The sequence below is a fragment of the Flavobacterium degerlachei genome (genome assembly GCF_900106645.1).
Taxonomy (GTDB): Bacteria; Bacteroidota; Bacteroidia; order Flavobacteriales; family Flavobacteriaceae; genus Flavobacterium; species Flavobacterium degerlachei.
This window is the reverse complement of the sequence record NZ_FNMV01000020.1, coordinates 24,840-37,906: the sequence shown is the minus strand read 5'-3', so window position 1 is coordinate 37,906 and position 13,067 is coordinate 24,840. Positions and strand designations below refer to the sequence as shown.

Annotated in this window: 7 protein-coding genes; all 7 read right to left on the bottom strand. The window is 35.0% G+C overall.

What is annotated here, in order from left to right; translation table 11 throughout:
• Positions 1-146 precede the first annotated feature (146 nt).
• The 7 genes from BLV91_RS16105 to BLV91_RS16075 all read right to left on the bottom strand — a co-directional run bounded on the left by BLV91_RS16105 (position 147) and on the right by BLV91_RS16075 (position 12,944).
• The gene (locus BLV91_RS16105) at positions 147-2,369 is read right to left on the bottom strand and encodes a glycoside hydrolase family 3 N-terminal domain-containing protein (RefSeq protein ID WP_091435132.1); all 2,223 of its coding nucleotides are present in this window, start codon (positions 2,367-2,369) and stop codon (positions 147-149) included.
• Between the two features lie 169 nt (positions 2,370-2,538).
• A complete protein-coding gene (locus tag BLV91_RS16100) occupies positions 2,539-4,284 on the bottom strand; it encodes a cellulase family glycosylhydrolase (protein WP_091435129.1) in 1,746 nt (581 codons plus the stop codon).
• Between the two features lie 25 nt (positions 4,285-4,309).
• Positions 4,310-5,785, bottom strand: coding sequence for a glycoside hydrolase family 30 protein (locus BLV91_RS16095; RefSeq protein WP_091435128.1), 1,476 nt, complete (start codon positions 5,783-5,785; stop codon positions 4,310-4,312).
• A gap of 16 nt (positions 5,786-5,801) precedes the next feature.
• Positions 5,802-7,265, bottom strand: coding sequence for a glycoside hydrolase family 30 protein (locus BLV91_RS16090; RefSeq protein ID WP_091435134.1), 1,464 nt, complete (start codon positions 7,263-7,265; stop codon positions 5,802-5,804).
• A gap of 142 nt (positions 7,266-7,407) precedes the next feature.
• Positions 7,408-8,286, bottom strand: a complete 879-nt coding sequence (locus BLV91_RS16085) for a PKD domain-containing protein (protein ID WP_091435127.1) — start codon at positions 8,284-8,286, stop codon at positions 7,408-7,410.
• A gap of 18 nt (positions 8,287-8,304) precedes the next feature.
• A complete protein-coding gene (locus BLV91_RS16080) occupies positions 8,305-9,822 on the bottom strand; it encodes a RagB/SusD family nutrient uptake outer membrane protein (protein WP_091435125.1) in 1,518 nt (505 codons plus the stop codon).
• 14 nt (positions 9,823-9,836) lie between these two features.
• Entirely contained in the window at positions 9,837-12,944 is a 3,108-nt protein-coding gene (locus BLV91_RS16075) for a SusC/RagA family TonB-linked outer membrane protein (protein WP_091435123.1), read from the bottom strand.
• Positions 12,945-13,067: the final 123 nt, after the last annotated feature.

Sequence of the window (13,067 nt, the reverse complement as noted above, 5' to 3'; positions counted from 1 at the left end):
TTAGATCGCAATTTAGAGGCGTTAGAAAAATTGATTTCTTCTTGTTTAGATTATCTAATCTTTTTGCTTAATCCCCAACTTTTGAACTTGATCCAAAATAATATCTATCTTTAGGGAGCTAACTTAATAAGATTACGAATTTACTTTTATAACAGTTCAAAAGAATCTTTCAATCTAATATCAGATGAGGATGAACCAATCATCAAATCAAAATCTCCAGGTTCTGAGCCAAATTCAAGTTTGTTATTATAAAAAGATAATTTTTGGTTGTCTATTATAAATTGAATCGTTTTTGTTTCACCTACTTTCAAATGCACTTTTTGAAAATCCTTTAATTCAATTATCGGCCTTATTATTGAACCCACTTTATCCCGTAAATACAATTGTACTATTTCAGTACCCTCATATTTTCCCGTATTTGTTATAGCTACAGAAACCTCTATTTTCTCATTACTTTTTATTTTACTTTTAGATAACTTCAATTCAGAGTAATCAAAAGTAGTATAACTCAACCCATGTCCAAAAGTGAATCTAGGGCTATTCTTTAAATCGATATAAGCCGAAACATAGTTTGTCGCATTTTCATCCGGCGCTGGTCTTCCAGTACTAAAATGATTATAATAAACGGGAATCTGCCCTTCTTCTCTTGGGAAAGTCATTGGTAATTTCCCTGAAGGATTGTAGTCTCCAAATAATACATCGGCAATAGCATTTCCTGCTTCCGTACCTAACCACCATGTATATAAAATTGCAGGAACTGTATTTGCGATTTCATTAAAAACAAGCGGTCTTCCTGCGTTAATTAAAACTACAACAGGCTTCCCAGTAGCCTGAATCGCTTTAACCAATTCTTCTTGAACTCCTGGCAAATGGATATTGCTACGGCTTTTGGCCTCTCCACTCATATTCCAGTTTTCACCAATACTCAAAATCACAACATCAGCTTGATTAGCTATAGCGATCGCTTCTGCAAAACCTTCTTTACTATCTCCTGTAGTCTCACAACCTTTTGCATAAAGTAACTTAGTATTGCTCCCCACTTTATTTTTTAAACCTTCCCATTGAGAAACAACTTGTTTTTCATAATCAAGGCCTGGCAATTCAACAGCCCAAAAACCCATATTCTCTTTATGCTCTTTCACCATTGGACCTATAAATGCAACCGTTTTGATTTCTTTTGAAAGAGGTAAAATAGTGTTTTCATTCTTTAACAAAACGATACTTTTTGCGGCAATTTCTCTAGCAGCCTTTCTGTGTTCTGGATTATTTAAAGCAGCTTGTTCTCTTTCTGGATCACAATATTTATAAGGATCGTCAAACAAACCCAATTTAAATTTTTTACGCAAAATTCTCTTTACGGCATCATCAATTAAAGCGATCGGCACTTTGTTTTCTTTTACTAATTCAGCCAAATGATAGCGATAGGCGTTACTTTCCATATCCATATCGCTTCCCGCAGTTATTGCTGCTAATGCTGCTTCCTTATTGTCTTTGACATAACCATGAGCGACCATTTCACCAATAGAACCCCAGTCTGAAACGACAAAACCTTGAAAATTCCATTTTCCTTTTAAAATATCTCTTTGCAAATATTTATTTGCTGTAGCTGGAATTCCGTTTAAGTCATTAAACGAATTCATAAATGTTGCTGCCCCAGCATCCAAGGCCGATTTAAAAGGTGGTAGATACGTTTCCCAAAGCATTCTTTCACTCATATCAACTGAGTTATAATCTCTTCCTCCCACAGCGGCACCATAAGCAGCGAAATGTTTCACACAGGCCATTACTGAATTGACATCACCAAGCATACCTTGAAAACCTTTTACTCTAGCATATGCTATTTTCGACCCCAAATAAGTGTCTTCGCCTGCTCCTTCCATTACTCTACCCCATCGAGGGTCACGTGAAATATCAACCATGGGAGCAAATGTCCAGTGAATTCCACTTGCCGAAGCTTCAACAGCAGCAATTCTTGCTGAAAGCTCCATGGCTTCTAAATCCCAACTGGCGGCTTCTGCCAAAGGAATTGGAAACGTAGTTTTATATCCATGAACGACATCTTGACCAAATAATAAAGGAATTTTAAGTCGTGATTGCATCGCCAATTCCTGATATTGTCTGGTATATTTAGTTCCTAAAACATTCAACATCGAACCAATTAAGCCCTGTTTAATTTCTGTTTCCTTATTGGGATTGATTGTTATAGGCCCAGTCGCTTGATTGTCCCCTGTATATTGATTGAGTTGTCCTATTTTTTCTTCAATGGTCATTTTCTTGAGTAAAGCATTTACTTTTTGATCTATCTTATTTTGCTGTGAAAAAGCAAAGAAAGACATCATTAAAAAACCAACTGTTACTATTCTTTTCATATCGTGAAATTTTATCTTTTTTTATCTTACCTAATGCGACCTCATACAGAACCATTTTGCAATACAGTAGAAAGACATTTATTTTTGTATTTAATATTAATTTTCACACTGGTACTTTTTCATTGTAAATATTTTTACTTAAAATATTTTCTTTGCTGAAAGTAAAAATTTACTTTAACGGCTTTATAAATTCAAAATAGTTTAGATTAAAACCTCCCGTTTCAAAAATTAATTTGATTTTATTTAATCCTTTATTCAATTCTACATTAGACAAAACGATTGTTTTCCATACTGTATCTGAACCCGTAACTGGAAGTATCAGGATTGATGATTTTTCCCCTTTTTCAGTTTCAAAATGTAGTTTACCACCTGCCTGTGTGCTTGAATAACGAATAGCAACATCATAACTCTGTTTAAGTTTTGAATCTACAGTGAATTGCAACCATTCACCATTTTCTATAAACGAAACCTGAAATCCATTTGAAACTTTATCATTACAAGGCAAAATATCTACGCCATCATTTCGCATTACTTTTCCTTTGTTCCACTCTTCAAAATTTCCAGTTTCTATTCGATAATTAACATAATCAGAATCAGAATAAGCATAGCCATTAGTTCCCAAATCATATTCTGTAGCAAAGATTTTCCCAGGCAAAGTATGTTTTTTGAAAGCTTTAGTTTCATTTGTTTGAACCTGTCTGAACATTGCGTCAATAACATCAGGCTTAACAGTAACATTCTCCATTTTATAATTTTCTACCAATTGCATCAATGTCTTTGTAGCAAAGGCTGAAGTAGGTTCAACACCACCATTTTTCCAATATTGGAGTAAAACCTCATAATCAGAATTCTTATTTACGGATGTAACTCCTGCTATGTTATCTACTTTTTTCATTGGCCAAAAAGCCCATCCGATGTTATGTGATTCTACTAATGAAATAGCGTCTTTGAACCACACATTAGAATTTTCACCACTTTCACCTAGCCATATTGGAACATTATATTGCGTTCGATAATCCAGCATTTTCTGTATTGAATTTTTATCGTTGTAGTTCCAATACTTATGAAAACTTAACGCCATGTTATCATCCCAAAGCGGAAATATTCCATTGTAATTATTCCCCCAGCAATTGCCTTCAATGAAAATTAAATGGTTACTATCTACTTCTCGTATTGCCTTTGTAACGGCGACCTGAAGTGCTCTTAATGGCGCATTTAAAGACTCATCACATCCATTATTATTTGTTCCCGTAAAATTCCAATTGGGTTCATTTATAATATCATAACCGCCAATCCATGGACTATCTTTATAACGTTCAGCCAATTTTCGCCATAAGGCAATCATTTTATTTTGATTGGCTTCACTTTCCCATAAGGAAGGTTTTGAAGTATCATAATCGGATATATTGGCATCTTTCCCTTGACCTCCCGGAGCAGCATGAAGGTCTAAAATTAGATACAGTTTATTAGCTTCACACCATTTCAACAAATCATCGGTCATTTTAAAACCCTCTTCAAGCCAGGTATTTTCCTCTGCCACTTTCTCCTCCTCAATAGGCAAAGTATATAAGTTATAATGCATGGGTAATCGAACAGAATTAAATCCCCAAGCAGCTAGTGAATCGATGTCTCTCTTCGTTATTCCATTTTCTTTATAAGCTTTATAGAAATCTTCAGTAGCCTTTTCTCCAATTAAATCGCTGATTTTTTGTTTGATAACATATTGAGGTCCCGCAAATTTATCGGTCTTAAGCATATAGCCTTCTTGAACCATCCAGCCACCAAGTCCCAGACCTCTTAATATTATATTGTTTTGATTTCCATCTACTATATTGTGGCCTTTGCTGTGTAAAAAACCTTGCCCAAAAGAAAGCATGGAGCTCATCAGCAAAAGTGCTATTGTACTTTTTTTCATTATTGTTTATGGTTTAATTATACTGTTATTCCCAAACATAAGTTCCCACAGATCCAGAGTCAAGCGAAGTTGTTACCCATTTTCCATTAAACTTTATATTAAACAACTGGTTAGTATCTCCATCATTTTCTACAATTAACACTTTTTTCCCTGCAGGCGTTTTAAAAGCAACATTCTGTAAATTCCCACTAGTGTTACTTCCTATTCGAATCGAATTTTGAGGTACAAATTTTGAAGCATGTGCTATAATATAATAGGCAACATTTCGTTCTATTGACTCGCTTGAATTTATGGTCAAAGCTCCTTTGCAAGTAGTACAACCCCCATTAGTATGCGGGCCAAAAGAACCATTATTAGCAAGGTTCCATTCTAATGCATTTTTACTCCAATTGCGCATGGAACCAACAATTACATTTTTTAAATGCCATTTTAAATCCCCTCCAAAACTGCCCGTCGAGGACGTAAATTGTTCTGTGAAATAGACGTTTTTTGTTGGGAATGCATTATGAACAGTGGTCAAAGCACTAATATCTCCAGCGTACAAATGAAAAGCTGACCCATCAACAAATGAATTTGCAACAGCGTCACTTAAGACGGTGATGGGATATTGTGTATTATCACAGTTATGGTCGTACGCTATTATTTTAGTACTGATGTTGTTCGCTTTAAAAGCAGGTCCTAAATTATTTTTTATAAAATTAGTTTGCTCTATTGCGGTCATAACCATACTCGGATTATTCCCTCCGTGTAAAGGTTCATTTTGCGGTGTTAAAGCATCAATATTAATTCCTTCTGATTTCATTTGTTGAATATACTTTACTAAATATTGCGCATAAACCTCATAGTATTGCAATTGCAAACTCCCACCTACAAAATTGTTTTTATCTTTCATCCACAATGGTGCAGTCCACGGTGTAGCTAGGATTTTAATTTGAGGGTTGATAGCTAGAATTTCCTTTAATAAAGCGATGACTGTATTTTTATCAGAGTTTAAGCTAAACTTATTTAAACTTAAATCAGTATCACCCGTTGCAATATCATCATAGGTAAATGAACTTTCATTCAAATCTGATGCACCAACGCTAATTCTTAAATAACTAATTCCAATAGCATTCTCTGTACTTCCAAACAATTCCTGTAAAAGGTCCTTTTTCCTTTGTGCTGTTAATTGATTAATTACTTGAGCACTTCCACCAGTTAAGGTAAAACCAAAACCATCGATCGATTGATATTCTTGAGAAGAATTTACTTCAATATTAGGATAAGCATTAGCTGATGTTCCAAAACCCAATGTTGTTGTCTGCTTTTTTAATGTAACAGTTTGGTCCCCTTTTGTTAACCAAAAATCAACATCATTAACCACCACTACTGGGGGATTTGGAGAAGTTGGAGGATTTACCACAGGATCAATTGTGTCATTTGATGACGAACACATGCTTTGCAGACAAACAAGTGCCAGCAACAATAACAACTTGGAAGAATTCTTTAAAATATAAATCATTTGATGCTTTTTAAAGTTAATACACTAATGTTTGAATTCCATGCGCAGGAATTAAAACCACCGTTTTTTGGGTACCAATAATTAAATTATAAGTAATTTCAGCGTTACTTTGATTCATAACTACTGTAGCCATCTTGCCGTCAACATTAAGAAATGAGGTACTCAACAATGTACTTCTACTTACAGAAGTACTAACTCGTCTAGCGTCAGCTTGAATATATTTTGAAAAGTGTCCTATATAATAATACGAAGGCGTATAAATTAACTCTCCAGTATTAGTATCAGCATGTATTGGTGCAAAACAAAAATTCCCTACATGGTTTGGCCCTCCATTTTGATCTAAAAGTATGTTCCAATCAGTCCAACCAACTGTTCCATTATTAAAGTCATTAATCATAGCTGTTCCGTAACGCTCTGCATTTGGCCAAAACTGATACTTTTTTGCATCAAATTTTTCGACGCAACCTTCGGTAAAAAGTAATTTTTTATCAGGAAATGCTTCTTGAACTTTTCGAACATTATCAAACATAGGTGTACCACCAGCCCAAGTTTCGTACCAATGAAAACCCATTCCCCAAGCGTACTTTGAGGCTTCTGGATCTGAGAATATTGTGTTTGCCCTTTGATTCATCAAATCACGGTTGTGATCCCATACTACAATTTTCTTATCACCCAGCCCTTCCTTTTTCAATGTAGGACCAAGAAAATTTTTCAAGAAATCTCTTTCGGCTTCAGCAGAATACACACAAGATTCCCAAGTTTGAACAGCCATTGGCTCGTTTTGAATAGTCAAACCCCAAATAGGCATTCCTTCTTTTTCATAAGCTTTAATAAATTTAGCATAGTAACTAGCCCAAGATTGATAAAACTCCGGAAGTAACGTTCCTCCTTTTAGCATCTGCTGATTGCTTTTCATAAAAGAGGGTGGACTCCATGGTGATGCATATAATAGTAATTTACCCCCAGCTGTTTTAATTGCTTCCTTAATCATAGGAATACGGTATTTGCGATCATGATCGATGTTAAAGGTTTTTAATTCTTTATCTCCCTCCTCAATATAGGTATAACTGCCACTGCTAAAGTCAGAACTGTGTATGGTAGTTCTTAACAACGAGTAGCCAATGCCTTTACCTTTATCATAATAGGCATTCATAAACTCCAGTTGTTTTGCTTTGGATAATTTTGCAAAAACCTCGGCACTAGCATCAGTAATTGCACCTCCAATTCCCATGAATTTTTGAAACCTTTTATCAGGTTCAACAAAAACGGAGATTTCCGTTTCAAGAGGCTGCATCGCTTTTGAGAATACTAATTCCTTTGTTAGTGTAAGCCTTAAATCTCTATTTTCTGCTGTAGTATAAACGCTAACCGTTTTTCCATTTGTACTAAATGACTTGTACTCTTTCTTTTCTTTTTGCTGCTGTGCAAATGCAGGTACGCAAAGCAAAACGCAACATATTTTTATATAAATCTTCTTCATTAATTCCATTTTTATTTATTCAAAACGCTAGTTATGTGAAATCTAACCCAAATTACTTTTACTCTCTTTTTTAAAAAAATAGCCCATAGTCAAAAAGAATATGGACTATTTTTACCAACTTAAAATCAAACAAAACTTCCCATTAATTACTCCCTCTCATTTCAACATTAGTAATAGTGATACCGTTTGCAGTAAATCCGTTACCTCCGCTTCTAAATAATAGATAGATCGTTCCCGAAGTATTGAACTTCACAACATTACTAACTGTGTTAGTTCTATCATTTTTAATACAACCAACCACCGATAATTTACCTGAAAACTGACTTGTTCCGCAACCATCCCAAGTACTTATACCCATTACTTTATTGTCTTTGTACTCTACACCTTGTACCGGCGGTGTTGTTCCAGCATACACTTCAAACCATGTATCTGATGAAGCTCCTCCAGAAATAAGCATGTCAATTCGGTACTCCTTATCTTTCACTACATTTATAGCTTGATAAATACCTTGTTGACTCCAACCAGAAGCTTTTATTGTAGCGCTACCAGTATTAAATGTCCAAGCAGCACCAGAAGCACTAATATTTAGTTTTGTCCATTTAGCTTGGTCATCGGCATCTAAAAACTTACCTCCCTTTACGATATTTCCTTTTATAGGGTCAGATGTCGCTACAACAACATCTTGAGAAGTTGCATTACTTAAACCACCTCGTCCAGTTGCTGTATGTGTTATCGTATAAGTACCTGCGTCAGGAAAACTAGCTTCTTCATTCATCTTACCAGAAAACGCTCCATCACCAAAATTCCACATGGAACTTATTACATTGTTTGGCTGTGCTTGTAAACTGTATGTGTTAACCTTACCCTCTACTGCTTTTACAGTAAACGTTGCATCTACATTAGCATCAGACAAACCATTACCTTCACCTACATCTTCAGGTTGACAACTACTTAGCAAACCTAAAGCCGCAACAACAAACAGCGTATAAACTGGCCTTTTTAATATGATATTTAAATTCATAGTAATTTAATTTAGTAATTAGTTATAATTAGGATTTTGTACAATTTTAGTATTCTCTAATTCTTTTAAAGGAATTGGCCATATTTCATTTTTACCAGCTGTAAAACCTCTACTACTTAATACAGATGGTGCTTGTCCTGTTCTTACTAAGTCAAACCAGCGGTGACCTTCACCTGCTAATTCTAATCTGCGTTCCGCTAAGATTGCGCTAGTAGTTACAGGAACTGCTGCTAAACCTACTCTTGCTCTCACTGCATTTAATAGCGCTTGTGCTCTAACACCTGAACCGCCTAATGCCTCGGCTTCCATTAAATACGTATCTGCTAAACGAATTGCGTAAACATTTTGTTTATAATTTAAAACGGATGCTCCACCACCAGTAGAAACGTCTGACGCTAATGGCATGAATTTTTTCAAGAAATAACCTGTATCCTTATATCCTGGAGAATAATCAGCTAAACCTGCTGCTTTTAAAGCTTTCATATCAACAATTGTTGCATTAAATCTTGGATCTAATTTTAAAGCATCATATAAACTTTGCGATAATGTATTAAAACTATAACCAGAAGCATAATCTGGCGCAGTAGAGTTTGTAGTACGTGAAAACCCTCTTGGACCCACCATAACATTCACACTATTTCCTTCATCAGAACCTGATCCCCAGTTACCCCAATCAGCATTACTTTTATCGGTATGTGTAATTTCAATTATTGCTTCACTATTAAATTTATTACTGATTACCCATAAATCAGAAAAATTGTTTACTAATTTATATCCGTATATACTTGTTGCTCCAGGAGTACCATTGACAACTGCTAATTCTGCCGCTGCTTGTGTATTTTTACCTTCATACAAATAAACTTTACCTAATAAAGCTTGCACTGAACCTTTAGTAAAACGTCCTGCTTCATTATTAGCATCTGTTAGCGTATTAGGCAAACCCGTCATTGCTTCCTGAAGATCTTTTTCAATTTGTGAATAAACTTCCTCAGGACTAGACTGAACTACATTGTATATTTCACTTGGAATTATAGGTGTAATGATTAATGGTATATTTTTAAACGTTCGTACCAATTCGAAATAGTAATACCCACGTAAAGCTTTAGCTTCAGCAATAAACCTAGTTTTAGTATTAGCGTCCATCGGTACATTTGGCAATTTTTGAAGTAAGATATTAGCTCTAAAAACACCTTGGTAAAAATCATTCCAAAAACTTCCAGGAATAGTCACTGGACTTATTGAATAGTCTGAAAAAGATTGTATTCCAGTACCATCCGTTGCTCCGCCACCACCGGCATAGAAATCATCTGATCCAGCATTTAACATACAAATCATATTTTCAAAACCTCTGGACTGTTTCCCTAAGACATCATATACAGCAACAAGTCCTGAATATGCTTCTGTTTCATTCGTATAATAATTATCTTCTAACGCAGTTCCTTTAGGTTCTACATTTAAAAATTCCTCATTGCATGAAGTTGCTGATAAAACTACCGCAAAAGCAATAACCGAATATTTTATATTTATAAGTTTCATAATAATATCTTTTATTAAAATTGTAAATTAACCCCTAACATGAATGTTCTTGCTTGTGGATAAAATCCTCTATCAATACCCATAACTCCTCCACCAATTTCCGGATCGTAACCAGAATACTTTGTAAATGTAAAAACGTTTTCACCAGTCAAATAAATTCGCGTTTTTTGTAAACCTGCTGCCTTTATAATGCTACTTGGTAAAGTGTACCCTACTTGAATTGTTTTGAATCTTAAATAATCTCCGTCTTCTAAATAAAAATCTGATGGATTATTAAAGTTTTTATTGGTATCATTCGTCGTTAATCTAGGAAACGTATTTGAAGTTCCTTCACCTGTCCAGCGTCCTAAAGCTGTAGTTTGATAATTAGCATTTCCGATGTCTAACCTGCGTAATCCTTGGAAAATTTGGTTTCCACTAGCTCCTTGCGCAAATACTAATAAATCAAAATTCTTGTAATCCAAGTTTAAGGTAAATCCAAAAGTATATTTTGGTATTGGTGTACCAATAAATGTTCGATCGTCTGAAGTAATTTCACCATCCCCGTTTACATCTTTCCAACGGAAGTCTCCAGGAACCGCGTTAGGTTGTATCAAGCCTCCATCAGTATTTGTATAGGCATTAATTTCAGCTTGGTTTTGAAAAATTCCAGCCGTTTTAAAACCATAAAAAGCGTTGTAAGGATGTCCAACTTCAACTCTCGTTATTGGGTAAGTACTTGATTGAACTGTTTGTCCTCCTGATAAGAAATCGATTCCACTTCCTAGGTAAGTAACCTTATTATCTAGATAAGAAACATTTGCGTTTAACGACATATTAACCTCTCCTACTTTTTTTCTATATCCTAATTCAAAGTCAATTCCTCTATTTTGCATATCAGCTACGTTTCCTACAGGGTTACCCGTTGAACCTACATAACCCGGAATTGCTACATCTTGAAGAATTCCTTTTGTTTTCTTGTCATACAAATCAACTGAAAGATTAAAATCATTAAATAAAGTTGCGTCAAAACCAATGTTAGCTTGACTCGTTTCTTCCCATTTTAAATCTGGATTTGATGGCGCATTTGGACTGTTACCAATAGTTACAGATCCTGAATTTCCAATCGTGTAATTTCTACCTCCACCAATAGTGGCTAAATACCTAAAATCTCCTATTGCATCATTACCCGTAACTCCATAACCACCTCTCAATTTCAATTGGTTCACAACTCCATTGTCTTTCCAAAACCCTTCTTTTGAAGGTACCCATCCTAATGAGAATGATGGAAAAGTTCCATATTTGTTATTTGAACCAAAACGAGAGGAACCGTCTCTACGTATAATCCCTGTTACTAAATATTTTTCATTGAAATTGTAATTCAATCTAGAAAAAAGGGAGGTTACGATATGCTCTGATCCAGTATATGCATAGGCGTCAATTTGATCTTTTGGAATACTGTAGTTGAAGGATGCATCTTTATAACTCGTTACTGGAATATTGAAATAAGTCACTCCGCTACCACTTGTAATATTATCGACATATGCACCTTGCCCTATCAAAATACTAAAGTTATGATCCTTAATATCTCTTGTATACGAAGCTATATTTTCAATATTCCAACCAAATCCTTTGCTAGAATTTCTTGACAAACTGTTTTTAGCCACAATAAAAGAAGCATTTAAATAAGCTACCGGAGTAAAACTCTCATCTCCCCAGTAAGCTAACTTTCCACCAAGAGTACTTCTAAATTTTAGTCCTGAGATAGGCTCTACTTCTAAATAAGCATTTCCAACAAAATTATCAGACCATCCATAATTACCTAATCTTGTTTGCATATAAGCTAAAGGATTAGTCATTTCCTGACCTACCAAAGACGAAATTCCATAAGGATTTCCAATGGCATCTCTTATGACACCCGTATTTGTATATGGAGCTTGATTTGCAAGAATAGGATCTGTCTCCACAATAGGAGTTATAGGATCTAAATTTATAGCCGAACTTAATGGCCCTCCAAATTCACTATTTGTGTTTCCTAATCCAATATTCTTTTCTCTAGAATATCCTAAAGATTGTCCAAAAGTGATTTTTTTAGAGATTTTATGAGTTGAGTTTAAACGAATGTTCTTTCTGATATAATTTGAAATATCAGTTGCTACAATCCCTTCTTGATCAAGAAGACCAAATGACAAATAAAAAGTAGAAACTTCACTCCCTCCACTCAAACTCACTTCATGACCGATGCGTTTTGCACTATTATTAAAAATGGCATCTTGCCAGTCAGTACCTTTTCCCAAAGATTCAGGATTTGAAAATTTTATTCCGCCTCCGCCCGCCACGGAGGCTTCATTCATTAAAGTTGCATATTCTGTCGCATTTAATAAATCTAACTTTCTTGCAGGTGCCGAAATACCAGTGTAACCGTTGTAACTAACACTAATTTTTCCTGATTTTCCTTTTTTGGTTGTTACTAAAATCACACCTGTTGCAGCTCGTGCTCCATAGATAGCTTGAGAAGCAGCATCTTTTAGCACTTCAATAGACGCAATATCAGATTGATTTAAATATCCTATTCCACCAGCATCAACTACTACTCCATCAACAACCCATAATGGCTCGTTATTTCCAAAAGTTGTAATACCTCTTACACGAATTGTTGCTGATGATCCTGGTTGCCCAGAATTTGCAGCAATCGTTAACCCAGAAACTCTTCCTTGTAAAGACTGCTCTACTCTAGTGATGGGTAAGTCTTCTAAATCACTCGCTTTAATACTTGAGATGGCTCCAGTAACCACACTCTTTTTTTGAGTTCCATACCCTACAACTACCACCTCATTCAAATCTTGCGATTTTGAAGTTAACTTAACTAACACTGATGATCGCCCATTTATTGGTTCAGAAATTGAACCATAACCTATATAGCTTATCATCAAAACACCATTGGTAGGAGCTTGAATTTGAAACTTGCCGTCAAAATCTGAAGAAGTAGATTTTGAACTTCCTTTTAATAAAACTGATGCTCCAGGAATTGGCATTCCACTTTCATCATTAACTATTCCGCTTACTACAACATCTTGAGCTTGTGCATAAACTGAGAATAGTATAGACGAAAAACAAAAAATAAGTAATTTTGTTAATTTCATTTTTCTATAATTTTTGGTTAATTATTTAGTTATTTACTGCAATAATAACTTTATTTTTTCGGTATTATCATTAACAACTCATTACAAAAACACATCAAATGGTAAAAACCAACCACACAAAAA